The 23,968-nt window shown below is 59.2% G+C and carries 18 protein-coding genes and 2 pseudogenes; 6 read left to right on the top strand and 14 right to left on the bottom strand.

Annotated elements, in window-relative coordinates; translation table 11 throughout:
* Window positions 1-153: 153 nt before the first annotated feature.
* Window positions 154-414: pseudogene (locus tag A3AS_RS0136960) on the top strand (transposase); the annotation flags it as partial.
* Window positions 415-889: 475 nt separating this feature from the next.
* Here A3AS_RS0136960 and glmS read toward each other — a convergent pair.
* Window positions 890-2,716, bottom strand: a complete 1,827-nt coding sequence (glmS, locus tag A3AS_RS0136970; RefSeq protein WP_018322477.1) for a glutamine--fructose-6-phosphate transaminase (isomerizing) — start codon at window positions 2,714-2,716, stop codon at window positions 890-892.
* Between the two features lie 1,414 nt (window positions 2,717-4,130).
* On the opposite strand from glmS, the gene gmd reads away from it, so the two are divergent.
* Both gmd and A3AS_RS0136980 read left to right on the top strand, forming a co-directional pair.
* Entirely contained in the window at window positions 4,131-5,216 is a 1,086-nt protein-coding gene (gene gmd, locus A3AS_RS0136975; RefSeq protein ID WP_018322478.1) for a GDP-mannose 4,6-dehydratase, read from the top strand.
* Window positions 5,197-6,201, top strand: coding sequence for a GDP-L-fucose synthase (locus A3AS_RS0136980; protein WP_018322479.1), 1,005 nt, complete (start codon window positions 5,197-5,199; stop codon window positions 6,199-6,201). Before gmd ends, A3AS_RS0136980 begins: the two co-directional genes overlap by 20 nt.
* Window positions 6,202-6,481: 280 nt before the next feature.
* Here the strand turns inward: A3AS_RS0136980 and A3AS_RS0136985 are convergent, their stop codons facing one another.
* From A3AS_RS0136985 to bioB, 10 genes are all read right to left on the bottom strand, one after another.
* Window positions 6,482-7,621, bottom strand: a complete 1,140-nt coding sequence (locus A3AS_RS0136985; protein ID WP_049815098.1) for an MFS transporter — start codon at window positions 7,619-7,621, stop codon at window positions 6,482-6,484.
* A gap of 565 nt (window positions 7,622-8,186) precedes the next feature.
* Entirely contained in the window at window positions 8,187-8,417 is a 231-nt protein-coding gene (locus tag A3AS_RS47965; RefSeq protein ID WP_157644497.1) for a hypothetical protein, read from the bottom strand.
* On the bottom strand, window positions 8,414-9,304 hold the full coding sequence (locus A3AS_RS0136990; RefSeq protein ID WP_018322481.1) for a sulfite exporter TauE/SafE family protein: 891 nt from the start codon (window positions 9,302-9,304) through the stop codon (window positions 8,414-8,416). The genes A3AS_RS47965 and A3AS_RS0136990 overlap by 4 nt, the downstream gene beginning before the upstream one ends.
* Window positions 9,305-9,514: 210 nt before the next feature.
* Entirely contained in the window at window positions 9,515-12,619 is a 3,105-nt protein-coding gene (locus A3AS_RS0137000) for an efflux RND transporter permease subunit (RefSeq protein WP_018322483.1), read from the bottom strand.
* Between the two features lie 700 nt (window positions 12,620-13,319).
* Window positions 13,320-14,171, bottom strand: coding sequence for a pantoate--beta-alanine ligase (panC, locus tag A3AS_RS0137005; RefSeq protein WP_018322484.1), 852 nt, complete (start codon window positions 14,169-14,171; stop codon window positions 13,320-13,322).
* A gap of 13 nt (window positions 14,172-14,184) precedes the next feature.
* Window positions 14,185-15,057: a 3-methyl-2-oxobutanoate hydroxymethyltransferase gene (gene panB, locus A3AS_RS0137010; RefSeq protein WP_018322485.1), complete on the bottom strand. Its 873-nt coding sequence runs from the start codon at window positions 15,055-15,057 to the stop codon at window positions 14,185-14,187.
* Between the two features lie 355 nt (window positions 15,058-15,412).
* Complete coding sequence (locus tag A3AS_RS0137020) at window positions 15,413-16,675, bottom strand: adenosylmethionine--8-amino-7-oxononanoate transaminase (RefSeq protein ID WP_018322487.1); 1,263 nt, start codon at window positions 16,673-16,675, stop codon at window positions 15,413-15,415.
* A gap of 2 nt (window positions 16,676-16,677) precedes the next feature.
* The gene (gene bioD / locus A3AS_RS0137025) at window positions 16,678-17,307 is read right to left on the bottom strand and encodes a dethiobiotin synthase (RefSeq protein ID WP_018322488.1); all 630 of its coding nucleotides are present in this window, start codon (window positions 17,305-17,307) and stop codon (window positions 16,678-16,680) included.
* On the bottom strand, window positions 17,289-18,458 hold the full coding sequence (locus tag A3AS_RS0137030) for an 8-amino-7-oxononanoate synthase (RefSeq protein WP_018322489.1): 1,170 nt from the start codon (window positions 18,456-18,458) through the stop codon (window positions 17,289-17,291). The genes bioD and A3AS_RS0137030 overlap by 19 nt, the downstream gene beginning before the upstream one ends.
* Before the next feature lie 125 nt (window positions 18,459-18,583).
* The gene (gene bioB, locus A3AS_RS0137035) at window positions 18,584-19,633 is read right to left on the bottom strand and encodes a biotin synthase BioB (protein WP_018322490.1); all 1,050 of its coding nucleotides are present in this window, start codon (window positions 19,631-19,633) and stop codon (window positions 18,584-18,586) included.
* 125 nt (window positions 19,634-19,758) lie between these two features.
* On the opposite strand from bioB, the gene A3AS_RS0137040 reads away from it, so the two are divergent.
* Window positions 19,759-20,397 (top strand): GntR family transcriptional regulator, encoded by a 639-nt coding sequence (locus tag A3AS_RS0137040; RefSeq protein ID WP_085964263.1) that lies wholly within the window; start codon window positions 19,759-19,761, stop codon window positions 20,395-20,397.
* A gap of 819 nt (window positions 20,398-21,216) precedes the next feature.
* Here the strand turns inward: A3AS_RS0137040 and A3AS_RS46170 are convergent.
* From A3AS_RS46170 to A3AS_RS50215, 3 genes and pseudogenes are all read right to left on the bottom strand, one after another.
* A complete protein-coding gene (locus tag A3AS_RS46170) occupies window positions 21,217-21,480 on the bottom strand; it encodes a recombinase family protein (protein WP_371260741.1) in 264 nt (87 codons plus the stop codon).
* Window positions 21,419-21,641, bottom strand: a pseudogene (locus tag A3AS_RS46175) (ATPase, T2SS/T4P/T4SS family); the annotation flags it as partial. The gene A3AS_RS46170 and the pseudogene A3AS_RS46175, both read right to left, overlap by 62 nt.
* Window positions 21,642-22,106: 465 nt before the next feature.
* Window positions 22,107-22,217 (bottom strand): recombinase family protein, encoded by a 111-nt coding sequence (locus tag A3AS_RS50215; RefSeq protein ID WP_130219856.1) that lies wholly within the window; start codon window positions 22,215-22,217, stop codon window positions 22,107-22,109.
* 621 nt (window positions 22,218-22,838) lie between these two features.
* Between A3AS_RS50215 and groES the strand changes: the two genes are divergently transcribed.
* Together groES and groEL are read left to right on the top strand one after the other, a co-directional pair.
* A complete protein-coding gene (gene groES / locus A3AS_RS0137050) occupies window positions 22,839-23,153 on the top strand; it encodes a co-chaperone GroES (protein ID WP_018322492.1) in 315 nt (104 codons plus the stop codon).
* Window positions 23,154-23,241: 88 nt separating this feature from the next.
* Window positions 23,242-23,968: chaperonin GroEL (groEL, locus tag A3AS_RS0137055; RefSeq protein WP_018322493.1), on the top strand; the 727-nt coding region annotated here is incomplete at its 3' end.

Below are 23,968 nucleotides of genomic sequence, written 5' to 3' on the forward strand. Positions count from 1 at the left end.
CGGCTAAGCGATTGAGCTAGAATCGCATTTTGTCGTTGTGGACTGGTTTGCGAATGCAGGGTTTGGTGCACCGGGCATCGGAGCCTTGCAATTTCATTTTCGGGATTCCGTCGAATCGCCAGCCATGATTCCGTCGTCGCATCGGAGGTGGCGATGCGACCGGAGAAGCACAGGACGACGNGATCGGGCGATCTGTTCCGGGCTAGGCTGGACCAGATCATCAATATGAAGCACGCGCTGCTTCGGCTCGCCGGCAAGGTCGATTGGGACTGGATCGACGGCGAGATCGCGCCGCTGTACAGCGAGAACGGCCGGCCCGGGATCGCGACCCGCTTTGTGATCGGGCTGCTGCTGCTCAAGCACATTTACGGCCTGTCCGATGAGGGAGTGTGCGAGCGCTGGCTCCACGACCCGTAATTCCAGTACTTCACCGGTCCGGCGATGCCGCCAACGTCATCCTCTCTGCCGTCGGCCATAACTTCCGCCGCATCCTCGCCTGGCTGAGGACTCTTTGGCGTCTCTTCCCGACCACCATCATCGCTGCCCTTAGCGACCAATCACCGCTGAAATCGGTTTCTTAACATTGGTGTCCTGACGTGATGACGTAAGCACGACGGAATCTAGCTCTTTAGCTGGATCGGTCTATGATTGACCTGTTGATGCCGGGATCGTTCTCCTTCTGAGCTCGCCCACGCCATAGTGACGTCGTCGTCTCGCCGCTCAGCGGAGCACGGCCTGAGTCGCGCAACCATACAGCAGCTACGAACAACTTCGGATACAGCAAGATCGAGAACTTGTCCGGTTCCGTCCCCACGAAATCGACGCGACCAAACGCAAGCCCAACGGCTCGACGCCGAGGCCTCAATGCTCCGATACTAACACTGCGGCCTCATTCGACGGTCACCGATTTTGCTAGATTACGCGGCTGATCCACGTCCGCGCCCCTTACGAGGGCGGTATGGTAAGCCAGGAGCTGAACCGGAATGGCATAGACCATCGGCGTAAAGCTTGCGACCATCTCCGGCAGCACAATGGTCATGAGTGTGTCCACCGTCGCTTCCAAAGCACCCTTCGCATCGGTGATCAGGATGATCTTGCCGCCCCGAGCGGCAACTTCTTGCATGTTCGAGACGGTCTTCTCGAAGACCTGGTCGTAAGGCGCGATCACCACCACAGGCACGGCCTCATCGATTAGTGCGATCGGTCCGTGCTTGAGCTCGCCGGCGGCATAACCTTCTGAGTGAATATAGGAAATTTCCTTCAGCTTGAGTGCGCCCTCCAACGCCAGGGGGGCCGATGTGCCACGACCGAGATAGAGCACGTCCCTCGAGTCGGCGATATAACGCGCGAGCTTCTCGATCTGCGGCTCGATCAACAGCGCCGCAGCAATCAATCGCGGCACTTCGATAAGCTCACGCACGAGCTTCGACTCATCGATCTCAGACAGCTTACCGCGCTCTTTGCCTGCTGAGACGGCAAGCGCCGCCAATACGATCAGCTGGCAGATGAATGCCTTTGTGGAGGCTACGCCGATTTCTGGCCCTGCCAGCGTCGGCAGAACGGATTCACTCTCGCGCGCAATCGTCGAGGTCGGGACGTTGACCACTGATATCGTGTGCACGCCCTGCCCCTTGGCGTATCGCAACGCAGCCAGTGTGTCAGCGGTTTCGCCCGACTGCGAGATGACGATGGCGAGATCGCCCCGGCGCAGTGGCGCCTCCCGGTAGCGGAACTCGGACGCTACATCGATCTCGACAGGCAAGCGCGCCAGCCGCTCGAACCAATATTTGGCGATGTGCCCGGCATAGCTCGCCGTGCCGCACGCGGTAATTGAGATGCGCTGAATGGATTTAAAGTCGAACGGCAATGTGAGCGGCAGGGCGACACGCTTGGCCGCCATGTCGAGATAATGCGCTAATGTCTTGCCGGCAACGGTCGGCTGCTCGTGGATTTCCTTGGCCATGAAGTGGCGATAATTCTCTTTGTCCACAAGGAGTGACGATACGCCAGACTTTGTTGTTTCCCGCTGGACGACGGAGCCGTCTGCGCTATAAATCACGCACATCGTGCGCGTAAGCACGGCCCAGTCGCCGTCTTCAAGATAGGTAATCTTGTCGGTCAAAGGCGCGAGCGCGATCGCGTCCGATCCTAGATACACTTCGCCGTTACCATGTCCGATCGCAAGGGGCGACCCCTTGCGCGCGCCGATCAAAAGATCGTCGTGCGCCTTGAAAAGGAATGCCAGCGCGAAGGCACCGCGCAGCCGCGGCAGCGAAGCTTGTACCGCATCCTGCGGCGAGTAGCCGTTCTTGAGATAGGATTCGACGAGATGTGCCACCACCTCGGTGTCCGTCTCTGAGTCAAAATGGGCTCCATTCCGCTCCAGCTCGGCTCGCAGCTCGCTGAAATTCTCAATGATCCCGTTATGAACGACCGCTACATTTTCCGTCGCATGCGGATGAGCATTGCTCTCGGTCGGCTTTCCATGAGTTGCCCAGCGGGTGTGACCAATACCGGTACGACCCGACGGCGGGTAATAGCGCAGCCGCTCCTCAAGGTTTCTTAGCTTACCTTCAGCGCGTCGCCGCTCGATGCGGAGACCTTCGAGAGTAGCGAGGCCTGCGGAGTCGTAGCCACGATATTCCAATCGCTTAAGCGACGCGACCAACTGCCCAACGACCGGGCCACGCCCCAAGATGCCGACAATTCCACACATATGGATCAATGCTGCCCAAGTTAAAGAAGCCCGACGTTCCCCTCACAGGAACCCCGTTATGAAATTCGCTTGCCCGATGATAACAGACGTCAAGTTCGGGATTTGTCGCGGCCGGCGCTATCGCCGCCGCGTTCACAAGCGTGAGTTAGATCTCTTCAGCCATCATCGCTTCGCCTGGCTGCATTCCGCTTTTGGCTGCCTATCGTGTACAAACTGCAATGCGGCCGCGAAAGGCGTGACCGCTTCGAAGAGAGCCAGATATGCAGGTGCGCTTGCAGCGTGGCGCGACATCCAATCCCGACACGAACAGAATCGCGCGGTTGCGACGATAGCTGTCGTCGTCGCCACAAGCCGATGCGAGGATACATCGCGCAAATAGTCTGGCTCCATAGATGAGAACATTCGAACCAGATCGGCAGGCCAATTATCCTACGATAAAACATCTTGTCTTGTTTGGCTCATCATCACTGATGAGCCATTTCACGAATGCAGCTCAAATTCCAGGAAAGTGAGCAGCGATACCGGCGAACCGAGCGGCAGTGGATGTGAGAGTAACTGAGTCCTTGCGTCTCACTGATAGACCTTTCGAGAGGTTCACGTTCCGTGTCGGCTGCGCTCCATTCGGGAGATATGGCTTCTACATAGTCTGGCGCCGATATATTGCGCAGCCGCTCTAGCGTGAATTGTCCTGTGTCACTGGAAACATTTTGCCGGCGCGGGTTTAAGAGGCTCATCATACTCGGACCGAGGCACGTTACGTTCGTCGAGACTAAACGATTGGCGTCGAAACTCTATTGTACAAACGTAAACTTTCGATATCGATACGTTCGAGGATCTATACCAACGTTTGCTACTCTTTCTCATTTGTCTTGCGTCGACCGTCCACTGCCTGCCGCGAGTTGGATATTGGCAACGTCTCTGATCACGGGTGATGAATCGACCCAAGACGGAGTGCTCTGTTCGCAAGTTAACGGTACGGGCGCTTTGTAGACTACGATGCGCAGGCTTGACTGCGTGCTGGCTTGCATCCCTTCACTCCGACAAATGCATTGACGACTGCGGTCCCAGCTCGTCGCTCTCCCAAGCCATGACGAGACCACGCGAGTGCGTACATGCGCCTGAGGATAGATAAGGGAACACATACCGTCGGCTTCTATCTCATTGGAAATATCGCCCCGCAGGTTGCGCGGCTTACTTGACTTTCATTTTCTAAGCTCAATCTGTTGGCGTCTTCCAGTCCAACTTAAATCAATGTATATAGTGTGCATTCCTACATGATGTGTATGACTGGAGCTAACGATCGCTTTCCTCTAATTGCGGGTGGAGCGCGCTTGCGCATCTAGATTTCTTGAGAATCGGCTTCGCAATAGCGTTTCACAGGGAGGCTTTCTTTCCGGCGCAACTAAGAGAGACCATGGCGGCTCAGGACTCAAAGCGGCGCGTTGCGCTGATCACCGGCGTCACCGGGCAGGACGGCGCATATCTCGCCGAGTATCTGCTCGGTCTCGGCTACGTCGTGCACGGCATCAAGCGGCGGTCGTCCTCCTTCAATACCGCTCGCGTCGACCATCTCTACCGGGACCCGCATGTCGGCGAGGTGCCGTTCCTGATGCACTATGGCGACATGACGGACTCGACCAACCTGATCCGGCTCATGCAGCAGATCAGGCCGACCGAGATCTACAACCTCGCCGCGCAGAGCCATGTCGGCGTCAGCTTCGAAAGCCCGGAATACACCGCCAACGCGGACGCGATCGGCGTGCTGCGGCTGCTTGAGGCGATCCGCATCCTCGGCATGGAGAAGGAGACGCGCTTCTATCAGGCCTCCACCTCCGAGCTCTACGGCCTGGTGCAGGAAGTTCCGCAGAAGGAGACCACGCCGTTCTATCCGCGCTCGCCCTACGGCGTGGCGAAACTCTACGGCTACTGGATCACCGTGAACTACCGCGAAGCCTACGGCATGTTTGCCTCAAACGGCATCCTGTTCAATCACGAGAGCCCGATCCGCGGCGAGACCTTCGTCACCCGCAAGATCACCCGCGGCATCGCACGCATCGAGGTCGGGATCGAGGACACGCTCTATCTCGGCAATCTCGACGCCAAGCGTGACTGGGGCCATGCCCGCGACTATGTCGAGGGCATGCACAGGATCCTGCAGGTCGACGAGCCCGGCGACTTCGTGCTCGCGACCGGCGAGACTCGGTCGGTCCGCGAGTTCGTCGAGCTGGCGTTTGCCGAGGTCGGGCGCAGCATCGAGTGGCGCGGCAAGGGCGTCGAGGAGGTCGGCCTCGACAAGGCATCCGGCAAGACCCTGGTGCAGATCGATCCGACCTATTTCCGTCCGACCGAGGTTGATCTCCTGATCGGCGATGCCAGCAAGGCGCGCGCGAAACTGGGCTGGGCGCCGAAGACGCCGTTCTCGCAGTTGGTGAAGGAAATGCTCGCCAGCGATCTCGTCGAAGCCAGGCAGGACGCAGCCAATGGCAAGCACTGCGTTTGAACTGAAGGGCAAGACGGTTTTCGTCGCCGGCCACCGCGGCATGGTCGGCGCGGCGCTGATGCGCCGGCTGGCACGCGAACAGGCCAATCTCTTGACGGTGTCGCGCAACGAGGTCGACCTGCGCGACCAGGGCGCGGTGAATGCCTGGTTTGCCGCGAAGCGGCCGCAGGCCGTGTTCCTCGCCGCCGCCAAGGTCGGCGGCATCGTCGCCAACAACACGCTGCGCGCCGAGTTTCTGCACGACAATCTGGCGATATCGAGCAACGTGATCCAAGCGGCCCATGCCAATGGATGCGAGAAGCTGATGTTCTTCGGCTCCTCCTGCATCTATCCGCGCCTGGCGCCGCAGCCGCTGCGAGAGGATTCGATGTTGACCGGCCCGCTGGAGCCGACCAACGAACCCTATGCCATCGCCAAGATCGCCGGCATCAAAATGGCCGAGGCCTATCGCAGCCAGTACGGCGCCGATTTCATCAGCGTGATGCCGACCAATCTCTACGGCCCCGGCGACAACTATCACCCCGAATACAGCCACGTCGTCGCCGCGCTGATCCGCCGCTTTCACGAGGCAAAGATATCGGGCGGCGGCAACGTCGTGGTGTGGGGCACCGGCACGCCGCGCCGCGAATTCCTCTATGTCGACGATCTCGCCGACGCCTGCATCCATCTGATGAAAACCTATTCCTCGCCGGAACTGGTCAATATCGGCACCGGCGAGGACATCAGCATCGCCGAGTTCGCACTCATGGTCGCGGCCGCCGTCGGTTTTCGCGGTGAGATCAGCTTCGACCCGTCGCGCCCGGACGGCACGCCGCGCAAGCTGCTTGACATCGGGCGGCTGTCCGCGCTCGGCTGGCGCGCCACGACGTCGCTCGAGGACGGCATTCAGCTGGCATACCGGGCGTATCGCGCCGATAGCGGACAGCACCAGAGTGATCTGCTTGTTCCCGATAAGGGGCTGATCCTACGTATCAATCGGCGTTGAAGTCCAGCGTAGGTGACTCGCCGCTCAATAACGATCAATTTTGCTTCGCAGTCGACAAATGTTGAATGTCAACAACCGCGCTCAGATGGACGCCAAGGACTCGAGTGACGCGGTGTATCCTAGCTACGACGCAGCCAGCCGACTGCAGCAAAAGGAGAATGGTAATGATCGATGTGCTGCCATCACATTGAGTCGCTCATCGGCTCTAAGCCTCTACGCCGAGCGGTGGACGATCATTAGCCGGAAGCGTGCTGGTGTCCCTTTCCTCTCGACCAACGGCTTAGCGGGGGTCTATCATCATGATCCTCGCCGACAATGTAACGATGGACATGAGCGCGCCTAACATCGCGAACGCCAAGGGCAAACCAAACATGTGTGCGACGAGCCCGATGCCAGCGGGCCCGACGAGTATACCCGCGTAGCCGGCTGTCGTGATGACCGCGATCGCAACGCCTGCTGGCATCACTTTCTGTTTGCCGGCGCGTCGACACAGTACGGGTACAACATTTGAAATACCCAATCCAATAAGCAGGAACCCCGCCATAGCAATCAACGCAACGGGCGCGGCCACTACGGCCAAGAAGCCTGTCACGGTCGGCAGAGTCCCGAGCATCAATGTGGCACGGTCGCCGATACGCGCCACCACGGCATCTCCGCTGAGACGCCCTGCGGTCATGGCGATTGAGAAGAGCATACAACCAATGCCCCCGTGCGCCTCCGCGAGAAGATCTCGTTCAACGAGAAGCAAAGCGCTCCAATCGAGCATTGCACCTTCAACAAGAAAGGTGATAGCCGCGAGCACAGCTATTAGCATTACACTGCGATGGGGCAAGACAAACAATGGCCCCTGCTGCCTCGAACCCGTCCCGAGCAACCCCAGCCAAGCCGACACAATCGCGATCGTCATTAACGCCGAACAGAGGAACGTCGAAAAAAGCGGGCCAAGCTGCAGCGAGAGGAACGAGGTCACGGCGGCAGAGCCGGTGAATTCCCCCAGGCTGTACTGGGCATGGAAGCCGGACATCAATGGACGGCCGGTGGCGCGCTCCAATTCAATCGCATGAATGTTCATGGCTACATCGATCGAGCCGAGTGAAACGCCGAAAGCAAACAGCGTAGCACCGAGGCTGAGAGGTGTCTCGGCGATTGCAAGCCACGGCAGGATGATCGCGAGTCCAAGTCCACCCGCGAGGATAATGGGCTTGCTGCCGTACCACGCATTCGACAGGCTGCTCAAAAGCATAGCGATGACGGATCCCGTGCCGAGACAGAGCAGCAGAAGACCAAGCATGTGGTCATCCACCGCAAGCCGCTCCTTCGCGAGGGGCACCAAAGGCGCCCAGGCCGCGAGGCCGAATCCGGCCACAAAGAATGCGAGCCGCGTCGCAAGCAGGCCGGCAGACCAATTGGCAGATGGTATCACGGGCGCTCCTGAGAGAACGGCCTCGTGAGCGCGGCGCCACTCATCCTGCGATGCGCCGCCTGCAAGCGGCCCGCGCCCCGACGATGATGGCCTCAAGTTGACATTCTTCAGCCTTGCAAATGTGATGCCGCCACAAAAACTGGACTACGTCACAGGGCGAGCGACAAATAGGGGTGATCGTCGAGCCCCTGGACGCGGTGTTTCGGCTGATCTTTGCCGGATGAGCTAGCTATACGGGGGTAGGCAGTTGTTGCTGGTCTGCGACAGTTGGAGGCGCAACGCTCAATGGCTTGTTGCAAAGCCTACAAAGCCAACGGCGCCCGACGCCTCTGGTACTTGGCGCGAACACGGCCGTAAGTTTCCGACAGCTTTGCAGCCAATCGGAAGCTCTCATCACGAGCAGTCGCTGAGACGCGAGATCACGACGAGCACCGCTATCACGCGCAAGCCGCCAACGTGGCCTGACACTTTTGATACTCGATTATTCCCGGTTTCAGGCGGCCAGGTGGTCTCCCGCGCCGCATTTGATGTGTCGTGTCTCGAGTGATCCGTTTGTTCTGGACTAGCGTTCGCCGTCGGCGACCACAGCCACTTTGAATGGCATGGCGACAACATCGGCCTCCAAACGTTCAGGGCAGTCCTGCGATCCCGAATTCCCGGCGCCGGTGCGCCGGGCTGTCTTGGAGCAATCAACCTGATTTCCATGCCATCGTTGTTGCCGCCGAAGAAGGGGGGCGTCGATCAGGTCCAGGACGCGCGCGCATTCGGCGAGGTGCCCGCCGGCATCGTTCAAGCGCTTATATCCGCAGTTCGCCGAGACCGTCGCTCTGACCAAGTCGGCCTGTGCGTGGTAAGGAACAAGTATAGCAGGCAGAGATCGATCAGTATCGCCGCCGCCATCACGCTATAAGCCCAGGCGCTCTGCACTAGATCCAGCTCGATCAGCACTCGTGACAAACCGAAGCCCACGATCCAAGCATCAAAGCTCATGCAGATGCGTCGGAATATCTCCGGATCAAGCCGGCGAATGACGTAGGACCCCAGCGGGATGCCGACCATGACACTGGGTATAAAAACATAGAGCAAGCTACCGCTTTCGGAAATGAACAAGCCGAGCTGATAGTAGACGAAGGCGGTCACGCTCGATTCCGCCACGCGAACCAGGGCTAGGCCGGCGCGGAATTCGTGTTTGACCAGGCCCTGGTTGTTAAACAGCATCGCTAAGGGAGGGCCGGAGATAGTCGTCACCGAATAGAGGATGCCCAGCATCCACCCGAATGGCAGTCCGATCAGCCAGCTTGCTTCGATAGGGCGGCGCCAACCCGCAGCTTGCAGCAGGATCAGGGGCAGAATGATCGTGTAGGTGGCGAATTTGATCCAGCCCGGCTGGAGCGAGGTCAACGCATAGCCGCCGAGCGCAATGCCCGGCAAGAGTCCAAGCAAGATGGGAAACACTCGTCTCCAAACCACCGGCACGCCCTTCAGATTGATGAGGAGGACGTAAACGTTAACGAAGACCTCGATGATGACAATGGCAGGGTTGAGAATGCGATTGGTGTAGAAAACCAGCGCAAGGGGTACAGTGAGCGACGAAAAGCCGTAGCCGATGGCTCCATTCACAAAGGCCGCAAAACACGTCGTTGCGGCCAGAAACCACATAGCAGCATCAAACTCAGGCATTTCCTTAACTTTCCCACTCCGGAGGGCATCGGGTCACGCGTCAGGAACCAGCGTGGCCATTGGACCGCGTATCGCCGATGTATTCTTCGCCGAGCACCTGATGGTCGCCAAGCTCGGCGCCACGGGCGTGAAAATCTCGATACGCAAGGGAGCGTGAAGCGGTCGCAGGCTCCTTCGCTTACACCACACTGAGCGAAACTGATCTTATCATCATTGCTTCGCCATCGAGGCATCAGCAGCGCCGGTGAGGTCGAGCTCGGCAGCGATCGTCGCCCGGCCGGAGCTCGCATCGGCACGGTGATCGGATGCGATCGCGACATAGAGCGCCGGCAGCACGAAGAGCGTGAACAGCGTGCCGACAGACATGCCAGCGACGAGCACGAGCCCGATCGAAAAGCGGCTCGCAGCGCCAGCTCCCGTTGCGGTCAACAAGGGTATCAAGCCCGTGACCATCGCCGCCGTGGTCATCAAGATTGGACGCAGTCGCACGCGCGCCGCCATCTCTATAGCTGAGCGACGGTCAAGTCTCTCCTTGACCTGCAGCTCATTGGCGAACTCAACCATCAGGATGCCGTGCTTGGAAATCAACCCGACCAGTGTCAACAGTCCGATCTGGGTGTAGATGTTCATAGTCGCCCAGCCAAAGAATGGCGGGATCAAGGCGCCGACGATTGCCATCGGCACGCTAATCATGATGATGAGAGGATCGCGCAGACTTTCGAACTGCGCCGCAAGCACCAAGAATATGATGATGAGTGCAAATGCAAACGTAATCGCCAGTTGGTTACCCTCGTGGACATATTGGCGGGCGTCGGCGAGGAAGTCGTGGCTGAAGCCTGCGGGCAGTTTCTTTGCCTCAGCTTCCAGGAAGTCCACAGCCTGACCGATCGTCACGCCTGGCATCGGCACTGCCTGAAAGGTCGCGCAGTTGAGCTGGTTGTAGTGGGTGAGCGCGTTCGGATCAGTCGCAGTCTCGATGGAGACTACGGTGGACAGCGGGAGCATCGAGCCCGCCGCAGTCTTCACATAATAGTTCCCGATTGCTTGCGGCGCCAGGCGTTCCTCGCGTGGCACCTGCGGGATCACCTGGTAGGAGCGGCCCTGCAAATTGAAGCGGTTGACGTAGTTTCCGCCAAGCAAGGTGGCGAGCGCGTTACCGATGGTCTGCATGGTGATGCCAAGCTCGTTCGCCTTGGATCGATCGACCTTGATTCGTACCACCGGCTGATTGAACTCGAGGTCGGAGTCGCTCACCATGAACAGACCGCTCTTCCGCGCGGCTTCCTTCAGCTTCGACATCTGCTCGTAGACGGATTGGAAGCCAAGCGTCGAATTGATCACCATCTGCACTGGTAGGCCATCCGAACCGCCCGGAAGCGGCGGCAAGCTAAAGGCAAACGCGTTGATGCCTTCGATTTTGGACAGCTCGGCCTGGACAAGGGACTTTAGCGCGATCGATGATCGCTTGCGCTCGTCCCATGGCTTGAGCAACATGCCGGCCATGCCACTTTGCTGGCCGTTAACGCCATTGAGCACGAAGCTCAAATCAGTCTCGGAAAATTTGTGGAACGCGTTTTCGAGCTTGGTACCGTAATAGTCGAGGTAGTCGACATTGGCGTATTTCGGCGCCTTGGTTAGAGCGAATACGATACCTTGATCCTCCTCGGGTGCGAGTTCCTTGGAAGTATGCATATAGAGAAAGCCGACGAGGCCCAGCATGGTCAGCGCAAACAGCCCGGTAATCGGACGATAGTCGAGCGAGCGGTCGAGCTTGCGGCCGTACCATCGTGTCATGGCGGCGAACCCGCGGTTCACAAATCTTGCAAACCGCCCGCCCTCAGGGCGCTTCAGGAAGAGTGAGCACATCATCGGCGACAGCGTCAAAGCGATCACGCCCGACACGATTACCGCTCCCGCTAGCGTAAACGCGAGCTCGCGGAACAGCGCACCGGTGAGGCCGCCGAGAAATCCGATTGGGGCATATACCGCAGCCAAGGTAATTGTCATGGAGACAACGGGGCCGACGATCTCGCGCGCGCCCCTCGTAGCAGCCTGTAGGGGCGGCGCACCCTCTTCTAAATGGCGATGAATGTTCTCCACCACCACGATCGAGTCATCGACGACGAGACCGATCGCGAGAACCATCGCAAGGAGGGTCAGGAGATTGAATGAAAACCCCAGCGCCAGCATCATGCTGCAGACACCAACGAGCGACAAGGGAATAGTAACCACAGGAATGATGACCGACCGCAGCGAGGCCAGGAATAGGAAGATTACCACCACCACGACCACGACGGCCTCGATGAGCGTCTTCTCCACTTCATCGATCGATGATTGAATGAATTTGGTGGAGTCGTAGGCCACTTTCATCTTCAGTGACGGCGGCAGGTTACGCTCCATTTCTGGAAACAGCGCCCGAACGTCTCGCACTATGTTCAATGGATTGCCTTGCGGGCTCGCCTGAACGCCGATAAAGACTGCGTGCTCGCCGTTCATTGCGACGCTGGTGTCTGTGGTCTGCGCGGCAAGCTCGACTACCGCAATGTCCTCCATGCGCACAAAACCACCGTCATTGGCTTTGACGATCATGCGCTTGAAGTCATCGACACTTCGCAGATCCGTGTTTGACGTGACATCGGAGATAGTGAAATAGCCCTTGGTCTGGCCGGCCGCGGCCTGGAAGTTGTTAGCGGCGATTGCAGCCGAAACTTCAGCCGGCGACACGCCGTGCCCTGCCATTTTCGCAGTATCGAGCCATAGCCGCATCGCAAAACTCTGGCCGCCCAGGATGTTTGCCGCTGCGACGCCATCGACGGTTGACATAACCGGTTGCACGACGCGCGAGAGGTAGTCGGAGATCGCGCTGGCCGCCAGTTCCTCGCTGGAGAAGGCGACATACATGACAGCGGTGGCCTGACCGGTCGACTTAGTGACGACCGGATCGTTTGATTCCTTCGGGATCAAGTATTTGACTGAGTTGACCCTGGAGAGCACCTCGGTGAGCGCTTCGTTGGGATCGAAATTGAGCTTGATGTAGACTTGGATCGTCGAAGTACCGAGCACCGATGAGGACCTGATGTAGTCGACGCCCTCCGCGGAAGCCACTGCCTGCTCCAGGGGAGTGGTGATGAACCCCTGGATCATGTCGGCGGAGGCGCCAGGATACGAAGTCGTGATATTGACGACCGTACTGGTTAGCTTGGGATATTGCCGGATCGGCAGTACGGTGGCCGCGCGAAAGCCGATCAGCAGGATCAGCAAACTGACGACGATAGACAATACCGGACGTTTGATGAAAAGCTCGGTAAATGCCATCTCGACTCGCATTTCAAGGGGGATGCAAATTCGCCAGCAACTTGCGCTACGGCAATGATCATCAATGCGGCGACTGCGCTAAAAGCCCGTAGGGTGAGGGAAGCGTTATCGGCTACTCTAAGGGCTCACACGTTCCTGAGCATAGCGCGCCCAATCCTCCGCTTCTCCATCTTCGTCGCTCGAATGAATGCTGGCTCCGCTGTTCTGATCGTTGATCGCGATCTCGGATAGTGGGGACCGTAGATAAAGCCCCTGCTTTTTTGCGTGCAATCGGCCAAAGGTCCGACTCAAGATGTTCGTCTTCACACCTGATTGGAAGCATCGACTTCTAGCAAAGTATCAGTTCAGGGTTCGCGCCGCCCGTCGATCGAATGATCCAGGTTCGACATCGAAAGTACAAATGACTTGACCGGTGCTCAACTGTACAAAGGTAAGTCGGTAATATAGCATGGACTGCAAAACACTATACCAAGGTTTGTCAAAACGGTCGCTGGTCGCAGCCGCGCGAAACTTGTGACGATGCCAGACGCAAAGTTCTCGGTCCTACAATATTCCGCAAGCACCCCCTATCGCATCGCTAACTCGCTGAACAACGTCGGCTCGGAGTTCGCCCTTCTACCAGGTCGACACCTCTGTCCGAAAAGTTACCTTGAGCACTTCTTCCAGCAATATGCTGCGTACGGTTTGGCTACGCATTGCGCTACGGAGTTGGCAACGCCAGTATTACGTTGTCGATCAGCCGGGTCGAGCCGACGTAGGCTGCCGCACAAAGCGCCGCCGGGCGTCGCAGTGGACTGTCGGCGGTGTTGAGCGTGTCACCGTCGACAAGTTCAAGATACTGCAGTCGGTCAACTGCCTCTAAATGCCCCTTGGCGATCGCAATCAGCTTTTCTACGTTGCGCTCTCCTGAGCGAAATTCATCGAGCGCGGCGGATAGTCCACGATTGATCGCAAGGGCCCGCTGACGTTCTTCCTTGCTGAGATACCGGTTGCGACTGCTCATCGCGAGCCCATCCTGTTCGCGAACGGTTGGTACAGTGACGATCTCGATCGGGAGATTTAGATCAACCGCCATGCGACGCACGACTGCGCATTGCTGAAAATCCTTCTGGCCAAAAAACACGACATCGGGCTGCACCATGTTGAACAACTTGCATACGACAGTCGCGACACCGCGAAAATGTCCAGGCCTGAAGGCTCCGCACAGAGGTTTCGCGAGGTCGCCCGGTTCAATGAAGGTCTCGAAATGGCTCGGATAGACTTCCTGTGCATCCGGCGCAAAGAGGATCGCAACACCGGCATCGCGGCACAGTCCCTCATCGCGCAAGAAGTCGCGCGGATAGGTGCTGAGATCCTCGTTTGGTCCGAACTGAGTGGGGTTGACGAAGATGCTGACCACGGTAACGTCGCATTCCGCCTGGCTCGCCGCGATCAGCGCCAGGTGGCCATCGTGGAGATAGCCCATTGTCGGCACGAATCCGACCCGTAGATCGGCACTGCGGGACTTTGCGAGAGTGCGGCGAAGCTCAGCGACCCTCGTGATTGTTTGCATGTCGAGCTCTACATCAGGTTGGGTTGGACGGCGCCCAGTTGGTAATTGCCTCGCCGACCCCTTCAGGAAGTCGATAGGACTCTTGCGGTCCCGGGAATGCACCACTGCGGACATCCGCGGCCCAGCGCAAAAGCGCATCATGCAACTGCTGGAAGCCTTCCGCATAGGCGCGAACGAACTTGGGGCGATGACCCTCGGTCAGGCCCAGCACGTCATGAAACACGAGCACCTGCCCTGAACAGTCCGGGCCGGCGCCGATTCCGATCGTCGGTATTGTCAAGGAATCGGTTGCTCGACCAGCAAGCTCGGCCGGAATCCCTTCCAACACCAAAGCGAAACAGCCGGCCTCCTGCAGACGGTGAGCATCATCGAGCAACCGTAGCGCTTCATCCGCTTTCCGGCCCTGCACCTTGAAGCCACCCATGACATTGACGCTCTGGGGCATAAGGCCCAGATGACCCATCACGGGAATCTCGCAATCGACGAGGGCACGTACCATCTCGATACGCTTGCCGCCGCCCTCGAGTTTCACCGCGGCTGCGCCTCGCTGCAGGAATCCGCCGGCATTGCGTATGGTTTCTTCGACGCTGAGGTGGAAGCTAAGAAACGGCATATCGGCGACGAGCAAAGCACGAGGCTTGGTGCGTGCAACGGCTTCCAGATGATGGTTCATCATCGCGACGCTCACGGGGAGCGTGTTTTCAAATCCAAGGCAAACGTTACCGACGCTGTCACCGACGAGAATGATATCGACGGAAGGATCCGCGATACGCGCCGCAACCGCGTCGTAGGCAGTGGTCATGACGAGACGCCGGCTCTCCTCCTTCCACTGCTGTAGCATGGGAATCGTGATGCGCTCGACCGGCTGCTGCGAAACGTGGCTCATTTGGACCCCATCGCGTCGACGACCCCAGTTCGATTCTGTGGTGCGAAGTGGCAAGGCTTTGATGTCAACCGACTCGCCGACTGCTTAGCAGAGAGTACTTTTCTCATTTGAAACACCGTTGAGCCTTTACGCACCTAGTAGTCCTAGGGAGCGCGGAACAAAATTGTCAACCGGGGGAGAAAAAAAGAAATCGATTCCTCGAAAATGGCGCGGCGACGGATGGAAATTCCTATTGGTTGCGCGATCACCACACGAAGACTTTCTCAGCCGGTGTGTTGGGTCATGCGGGCGTGGCCTATGGCTTCGGCAGATTCGCCGACAGGCTGTGGCGATCGGCGACCGATCCGGCCTGCTTCTAGACCAGCTCATCGGCTGCATCGTTAATTGCAGCGTAGATTTCCTCGAGGTCCGCCGACGTGACACAATATGGCGGCATGACATAGATCGTATTGCCAAGCGGGCGCAGCAGCAGATCTCGATCGCTAAAGAACGCCTGCAGCCTCGGCCCGATATTGGCGAGGTAGCCCTCGTCGCACACCTTCAGCTCGAGTGCTGTGATAGTACCAGTCTGACGGACATTCCCGAAGCGTGCGTCCGCGCGAAATGGCTCGATTTTCTGTTTTTGCATTGCAGCGACGGAGGCCACCCGCTCGTAAGTCTCATGATTGCACCAGAGATCCAGGTTCGCCTTGGCAGCGGCACACGCCACCGGATTTGCCGTGTAAGAACTGGAGTGGAAGAAGGTGCGGGTTCGGTCTTTCGAATAGTGTGCGTCGAAAATGTCCCCGCGGCAGAGCGTCACCGCAAGCGGAAGAGAGCCACCCGTGAGGCCCTTGGAATAGCAGGCAATGTCGGGTGTGACACCAGCCTGCTCGCAAGCGAATAATGTTCCAGTGCGCCCCCAGCCTGTCATGACCTCGTCGGCAATGAACAGGACGCCTGAGGTCTCACAGATCCGTTTCATTTCATTTAGGACCCAAGCAGGGTACATAAGCATCCCACCAGCTCCCAGGATCAGGGGTTCGACGATGAAGGCAGCCGGATTTTCGTTGCGACACGCGGCCTCGAGCGCGTCGAGCGTCGGCTGTTCATGACCCAGCGCCGGGAACGGCACTGAGGTAACCTCGAACAGCAGAGGTTCGTAGGCCGCATTGAACACACCACGCGCGCCGACCGACATCGTCCCCACCGTGTCGCCATGATAGGAATGCTGCATCACGACGATGCGTGAGCGCGACTGGCCGATGTTGCGCCAATAGCCGAGCGCGAACTTCAGCGCGACCTCCACACTGGTCGAGCCGCTGTCGGAGAAGAAGACGTAGTCGAGGCCGCGGGGCGCAAGTTTCAAAAGCAGGGAGGCAACCTCTTCGGCGGGTTCATGAGTGTGGCCCGCGAAGATGATCTGGTTGAGCTTTTCCGCCTGCTTCTGAATGGCACTCACGATGTATGGATGGCAATGGCCATGGGTCACAACCCACCAGGACGCGATCGCATCGATGATGCGACGGTCATCCGCGGTGTAAAGATATGCACCCTCGCCGCGCAAAATCTTTGTCATCTCGCCTTGCAGCGCATGTTGGGTAAACGGATGCCAGATCCGCGACTTTGCTTTGCACATTATCAATCGAAATCGCCACCACGGAACGAGACCTTGAAGGCCGCGCGAAGCGCGTTGGCCGTGAGTGGATCAAGGCACGGGAGCCGGCCCAGCTTCCGCACTTGTCCGATCCTGCAAATGGTGCTCTCGGTGTCGACGTTCTCTTCGCCGATGAACGCGATACCGCGAATTTCAATGTTGCGATTGTGCAAGGCCTCGAGCGAAAGCAGCGAATGATTGATGGTACCGAGGGCAGTGCGCGCGCAGAGAATGACTGGCAGCCGCCATCGTGCAAAGACGTCGATATAGAGTTCGTTGCGATTGAGCGGTACCATCAGCCCGCCTGCCCCTTCGATCACGAGCGGGCGATCCCCGGTGTCCGGTACATTGAGTGCGGTGGCGTCGATGTGAAGGCGATCGAGTTCTGCTGCGAGATGTGGTGAGGCTGGCGCTTCAAGACGATACCGCTCTGGCACAATCCGATCGTCGGGAAGTTCAGCCAGTCGTTCAACGACCTGGGAATCGATCTCCCCTCGAAGGCCAGCCTGGACAGGTTTCCAATAATAGGCATCAAGAAAATCGACGAGTCCTGCGGAAAAGATCGTCTTGCCGACCTCAGTGTCGGTGCCGGTGACTACGAATCGCCGAGCCATCTTGCCTCGCTTCCGGTTTCTTCCATCAAGGCATCGAGCAACGCACGCACATCATTCTCTCCGACATTCAGTGTCAGGGAGATTCGCAGCCGAGCTGTGCCCGCCGGCACAGTCGGTGGTCGGATTCCGCGAACGTCGAATCCGCGAGCCTGCAGCATCGATGCCAGTTTCATGGCGCGCGCGTTGTCGCCGACAATGTAAGGGACAATCTGGGAAACGGAGGGACTCCGGCCCCCGCGCAAGCGGATCTCCCGGTGTGTGAAGGCGACCAAGCTGGCCAGGCGTTGTTGCCGTTCCGGTTCCTCCTTCAAGATTGATAGCGCCTCCTGCACGGCAACAGCCAGCAAAGGCGACGGGGCGGTTGCAAAAATGAATGGACGGCAACGGTTGACCATGAAGTCGCGCAGCACTCTGCTCGCGGTGACGAGGGCACCGGCGGCGCCCAGCGCCTTGCCGCACGTATGAACGACCACCAGGTTCTCGCGCCCTTCATAGGGGGCGGTCAGCCCCTTTCCCTGCTCACCGTACACGCCAGTGGCATGAGCTTCATCTACCAAAAGAAACGCATCATGCCTGTCGGCGATTGCGACAAGCTCCTTGAGCGGCGCGAAATCGCCGTCCATGCTGTATAGACTTTCAGCCACGATCCAGACACGGCCCGTCCCGCCTTTCGCGCGCCAGTCGCGTATTGTGTTTTCGACCGACGTCGGGTCGTTGTGAGCGCTTTCGCGAAACTCGGCTCGTCCGGACCGTGCGCCTTCGTGAATGCTCGCGTGCACGAGCGAATCGAGTACCAGCAGATCGCCCCGTTGAGGCAGCGTCGTCAGGATGGCAAAATTCGCCACATATCCGCCGCTGAAAAACAGCGCCGTCTCGGCTCCGAAAAGGTGCGCGGCCTCCGCTTCGAGACGTTCGTGCTCGTCGCAATTTCCGCGCAGGAGTCGTGACCCGCCGGCCCCGATTGGAGTGCCGGCTTCCAGCGCCGCCGCCACAGCCTTCTTCATGCGCGGCGCACTCGCCAGCGCGAGATAGTCGTTCGATCCAAAATCAATGCCGGAACGCGGCGCTAGGCGCCGCAGCCGCTCTTGCTCGTTCAGGGCCCGCAAGGCGGCGTGATAAGTGGCCACCTTGTCCGCGCGTGTTGGAGTCATTAATCAATCCCGCGTGTAGAAGGGGTGCTTGCGCAAATCACTCAGGCAGCCGCTAATCACGAAGCCCCGCTTCTTCCTGACATTCTTCAAAACGTCTCTCGAGGTCGGCGGACGCGGTTTGGGCGTCAATCGCTGTGAACGCTATCGTTAGCCGGCGCAGATTGCGTGTTGACCGGCTGCGCTTGGTCGAGGCTGGATTTGATGCCGAGCCGCCCAAGCAACTCCACGTCGCGCTCGCGCTGCGGGTTGCGCGTGGTCAGGAGCGCGTCGCCGATAAAGATCGAGTTAGCGCCGGCGAGAAGGCACAGCGTCTGCAATTCGTCGCTCATGTATTGCCGTCCGGCGGACAGCCGCACCACGCTTTGTGGCATCAGGATGCGTGCGACCGCGACGAGACGCGCGAGGGAGATTGGATCGGGCCGTTCCGCGGTTTCCATGACCGGCACGCCCTTGACCTCGTTCCAGAGATTGATCGGCACGCTCTCCGGATGGCTCGGCAGATTGGCGAGCAGCACCAGCATGCCTAGGCGGTCCACGACGCGCTCCCCCATGCCGATGATGCCGCCGCAGCAGACCTTGATGCCCGCCGCGCGCACCTCTGTGAGCGTGTCGATACGATCCTGCAAGATCCGCGTGGTGATGATTTGGCCATAGAATTCGGGCGAGGTATCGACGTTGTGGTTGTAGAAGTCGAGGCCGGCCTCACGCAAACGCTGCGCCTGAGGAGCGGTCAGCATTCCGAGCGTCACGCAGGTTTCCATTCCGAGACCCTTCACCGCGCTGACCATCTCGCAGACCTGGTCTAGGTCTCGGTCCTTCGGACTGCGCCACGCCGCCGCCATGCAGAACCGCGTCGCGCCGGCCGCTTTCGCGCGCTCGGCCGCCGCGATCACATCCGCCTTGTCCATCAGCCGCGTCGCTTTCAGCCCCGTGTCATAGTGCGCGCTCTGCGAGCAATAACCGCAATCCTCTGGGCAGCCGCCTGTCTTGATGCTGAGAAGGCTCGCGGTCTCCAGATGATTGGGATCAAAGCGGCGGCGGTGAACGGCCTGGGCGCGGAACATCAGGTCGGAGAATGGCGCGTTGTAGAGCGCCTCCGCCTCCCCAAGGGTCCAGTCGTGGCGAAGGGGTTCGATGTAGCCGTCGTCCGATTCTGTTTTCGCGCTTGGGACCATCCGAGCCACGAGGCCTCCTCTACAAACTATAGATAATCATTGTGATTATCTATGATCTTCCATCTTGAGGTATGCTAACTGACGTCTGGCCGCCACGCACGATGTTTTCTGATAGATAATCTATGATGAATTTGAGCGACAACACGACAACTGCGCAACGCATTGCGCATTCGATCGGGCACCGCATTATCAGCGGCGCGCTACAACCAGACGCACCGCTGCGGCAGGACCATATCGCGCGCGAATTCAACTCGAGCCACGTCCCCGTGCGGGAGGCTTTTCGGCAACTGGAGGCACAACATCTCGTTGTTGCCGCACCCCGCCGCGGCGTGCGCGTTGCATCGCTCGACGCGAAGTCGGTGAAGGAGATCGCCGAGATGCGCGCCGCGCTAGAGGTGGTCGCGCTGCGGAATGCCGCGCCGAAACTCACGTCGGCTCATCTGGCGCGGATTGAGCTGGCCCTGATCGAAGCAGACAACGCGGAGACAATTCAGGAATTCGAGATCGCGAATCGCACATTTCACCACGCTCTTGTGGCGCCCTGCGCAATGCCTCGATTGCTCGCCTGCCTCGATGGACTGCAACTCGCAAACTCGCGACTGGTGTTCGCGATGGCGCGCAGTGCCGGATGGCGTCCGCGCTCCAATCAGGATCACCGCTTGATTCTGCAAGCATTACGATCGCGCAATATCGATCAAGCCTGCGATCTGCTTGCGCGTCACATTCAAACCATTGAGCGCCTCGCCCTCCCAGCGTCATTATGAGGGACAAAAATGCAATCGCAGAGCACCATGCGGCGTCCATCGCTGGCACGATATTAAGATAGTCCTGCGATCAGCCTGCATCTCACACGAGTCCTAGCCAGCCATGATTCGCCACATCGCCCTATTCATAGCCAAGAACAAGACCACATCGATCGAATCGCCGACGGACTCTCGCGCGCAACCGCAAGGCCGATCAGCTCGGTAAAGACATCGACTCGTTGTTTACGAAACACGAATTACTCGGACGCTACTCATATCTGGCCAGGATCCGTTCAGCAGCTACGAGGGCAAGACGATTGTACTGTCCGGTATAAGCATCCGGTGGATCTCCGTCAGGTCCTCCACCTTTCGGTCGTGTGACAAGGGTCCGCGCACCGACGAAGGGCATCGATCTCCTCCAGGATCAGCAGCGACGGCGCGCTACGCTTCGCTTGTTCGAACGCGGGGCCTCCGAGTTTGCTAGGTAAAACTGAAGGTTGGTCTCCCGAGGACGGCGACGAGCGTTCCACCGCGTGGGTCTTGCCGTATCCTGGCGGTCCATAGAGCAAGATGCCGTTTGGAAGCTGTAACTGCAGCGCATGGTATCGTTCCGGATCCGCGCTTGGCTCGATTAGGTACTGGCGGAACTGCCAGGTAAGGCGAAAGCTTCGGGTGCCACGGACTCGGCGACGCTGGAGACGCCCAGCGCCTGCAGGAAGAAGCGACCGAAACCCACGGAATCGCGGCTCGGACGGATTCCATGTCCAAGGACTGAATTTGCAACCAAGCGAGCAAGATCTGCGCGGCTAAGCTGCCTGATCTCCTCCGGTCCCGCCCGCTTTACGCAATGTCCAGGCGCATAGTCCCCCGCGGAGGTGGTATCCTCTCGTTGTTGAGATCGTGCGCGATTTCCCGAGGCGTACGGCCGTCCACGTATTCCTGAAAGATGCGCCGGATCACTTGTGCCTCGGTCTCGACAACGACTCCTTCGCCACTTCTTCCAGCGACCGCGGCGTATCCGTATGTCAGGCCACCCCCAGCTAAGCTGTTCGAGGCGGCGGAGCGCACCCAGCGCCGTGCCGGCGTGAATCGTTCCGATCCCACCGGGGTGGCCGGTGCCCCAGGCCTTGAGGGAGTTCCAACGCTTCGCTGCCCCGCACCTCCCCGACGGGAATGCGATCGGGGCGCAAACGCAGCGATGACCGGACCCGATCGGACAGAGACGCGAGGCCGTCCTTGGTGCGCATTGCGACCAGATGCAGAGCCGTGCGGGATCTCCTCACTATCATCTCCGAGCTTACGCCGCCGCAAGCTAACCTGGTCATGACGAGGGCCATCCAAGCCGTCCGAAGACGCCCGGCTTAGCCGGGTTTATGCTTTTCGGTTGCACGAGCAAGCCTCAGGACGATTGCGGCTCCAGGCGCAAGATCGTGGATGTGCCACATTGACGGCGTGTACTATGGCCTTGAGGTTTTTTCCTGCACGTCTCCGTTAGATGGCTCTGCTTTTGTTGAGCCCGCGAAAGAATTTCATGCCACGCTGTCGACCGTTCGCGTTCCGCTGCCGTTCGTTCGCGAATTATCTCCCCGCGTCTCGCGGGCGATGTAGCCAACCAGCGCCGCCAACACTTCTCCCAGTTCGTGCGTGCTGTCCGCCCACGGCTCCGCCAGTGACTTGTAGGCGGCGCCTTACGATGTGATCGCGGCGGGACTCTGATCTCGGTAAGATGCTCAGCACCTTGAAAGGACCCGCGGTAGGCGATCAAGTTCTGACACGATCACGACATCGCCTGGTCGCAGCTTCCGAAGGAGCTGCGCGAGGGCGCGGCGACCGTCCTTTATGCGCTTTCATTTTCGCAAAAGACCCGCTCACGTGCCGCAGAACGGGCTTAGGTATGAACGAGCGCGGCCCCGTCACGAGCCACTGACCTCAGTGGCCAGCCTCACGTTCTTCGCAAAGCTGCCGTAGCCCGCCCGGGATGGGCAATCCTAGATGCCCCGGGACGTCCGGGACTGTGCGCCGGCATCAGGCACAGCTCCGAAGTGTGAACCGTCGCTGCTGCTGACCAACGGCAAGGATAACTCTGTCCGCGGATGATCAGTTCTGAGGTATGGAGTGCCAAATATTTCATCGTGATCATACCCGGCGGGATTTCCGCCCGCCCTCTGATAGAATTCCTGCCGGATGGCTGTTCGCAGCCGTCCTAGAAGAGGCCAGGAAGCCGCGCGGACACATGCGGCGCTTATTACTGACGTAGATCGTCGCCCCCGAGAGGGCGCAGTCGTGTAAGAACTGAGATTATTTGTCCGTTCCGTACTGTATTTGTTGGAGCAGGACCCCTTACAGACCCTTGCTCCCGAAAAACACTTTCCTATTTCAGCTCCGCCCGCGCTAGCACTCGCGGGCAGCGATTGCTAACAAGCGTAAAATCCCCAACTCGTGCAAATACTTAGGAGGACTGCATGAAATTCCGTCCGCTTCACGACCGCGTCGTGGTCAAGCGCATCGACGCCGAAGAGAAGACCGCTGGCGGTATCATCATTCCCGACACTGCCAAGGAAAAGCCGTCTCAGGGGGAAGTCATCGCCATCGGCCCCGGCGGCCGCGATGAGGCTGGCAAGTTGATCCCGATCGACGTGAAGGTCGGCGACCGCGTCCTGTTCGGCAAATGGTCGGGCACCGAGGTCAAGATCGACGGCCAGGAGCTGTTGATCATGAAGGAGAGCGACATCATGGGCGTTCTCACCGATGTGACTTCCAGCAAGAAGGCCGCCTAAATCCACCGCTCGCACCACTCACCCCTGAAGAGCGCCTGCCGGGCGCCCCGCCAAGGGTGGAAAGAAATGAACCTCAGGGAAAATCGTCATGTCAGCCAAAGAAGTCAAATTCGGCGTAGACGCGCGGGACCGCATGCTGCGCGGTGTCGACATCCTCGCCAACGCGGTGAAGGTCACGCTCGGTCCGAAGGGCCGCAACGTGGTGCTCGACAAGTCGTTCGGCGCGCCGCGCATCACCAAGGACGGCGTCACCGTCGCCAAGGAGATCGAGCTCGAGGACAAGTTCGAGAACATGGGCGCCCAGATGGTGCGCGAAGTCGCCTCCAAGTCCGCTGACGCGGCCGGCGACGGCACCACCACCGCCACCGTGCTGGCGGCTGCGATCGTCCGCGAGGGCGCCAAGGCCGTTGCCGCCGGCATGAACCCGATGGACCTGAAGCGCGGTATCGACCTCGCGGTCGAGGCCGTGGTTGCGGATCTCCAGAAGAACTCGAAGAAGGTCACCTCGAACGACGAGATCGCCCAGGTCGGCACCATCTCTGCCAACGGCGACGCCGAGATAGGCAAGTTCCTCGCCGACGCCGTGAAGAAGGTCGGCAACGAAGGCGTGATCACGGTCGAGGAGGCCAAGTCGCTCGAGACCGAGCTCGACGTCGTCGAGGGCATGCAGTTCGACCGCGGCTACATCTCCCCCTACTTCGTCACTAACGCCGACAAGATGCGCGTTGAGATGGACGACGCCTACATCCTCATCAACGAGAAGAAGCTCTCCTCGCTGAACGAGCTGCTGCCGCTGCTCGAGGCCGTGGTGCAGA

This window comes from Bradyrhizobium sp. WSM2793 (assembly GCF_000379585.1).
Lineage (GTDB): Bacteria > Pseudomonadota > Alphaproteobacteria > Rhizobiales > Xanthobacteraceae > Bradyrhizobium.

Bases quoted from the DNA above. Each gene is read 5' to 3' on its own strand.
- groES (WP_018322492.1), top strand. From the start codon at position 22,839: ATGAAATTCCGTCCGCTTCACGACCGCGTCGTGGTCAAGCGCATCGAC.
- glmS (WP_018322477.1), bottom strand. From the start codon at position 2,716: ATGTGTGGAATTGTCGGCATCTTGGGGCGTGGCCCGGTCGTTGGGCAG.
- A3AS_RS0137030 (WP_018322489.1), bottom strand. From the start codon at position 18,458: ATGACTCCAACACGCGCGGACAAGGTGGCCACTTATCACGCCGCCTTG.
- A3AS_RS0137040 (WP_085964263.1), top strand. From the start codon at position 19,759: ATGAATTTGAGCGACAACACGACAACTGCGCAACGCATTGCGCATTCG.
- bioD (WP_018322488.1), bottom strand. From the start codon at position 17,307: ATGGCTCGGCGATTCGTAGTCACCGGCACCGACACTGAGGTCGGCAAG.
- gmd (WP_018322478.1), top strand. From the start codon at position 4,131: ATGGCGGCTCAGGACTCAAAGCGGCGCGTTGCGCTGATCACCGGCGTC.
- A3AS_RS0137000 (WP_018322483.1), bottom strand. From the start codon at position 12,619: ATGGCATTTACCGAGCTTTTCATCAAACGTCCGGTATTGTCTATCGTC.
- bioB (WP_018322490.1), bottom strand. From the start codon at position 19,633: ATGGTCCCAAGCGCGAAAACAGAATCGGACGACGGCTACATCGAACCC.
- A3AS_RS0137020 (WP_018322487.1), bottom strand. From the start codon at position 16,675: ATGTGCAAAGCAAAGTCGCGGATCTGGCATCCGTTTACCCAACATGCG.
- panB (WP_018322485.1), bottom strand. From the start codon at position 15,057: ATGAGCCACGTTTCGCAGCAGCCGGTCGAGCGCATCACGATTCCCATG.
- A3AS_RS0136980 (WP_018322479.1), top strand. From the start codon at position 5,197: ATGGCAAGCACTGCGTTTGAACTGAAGGGCAAGACGGTTTTCGTCGCC.
- panC (WP_018322484.1), bottom strand. From the start codon at position 14,171: ATGCAAACAATCACGAGGGTCGCTGAGCTTCGCCGCACTCTCGCAAAG.
- A3AS_RS0136990 (WP_018322481.1), bottom strand. From the start codon at position 9,304: ATGCCTGAGTTTGATGCTGCTATGTGGTTTCTGGCCGCAACGACGTGT.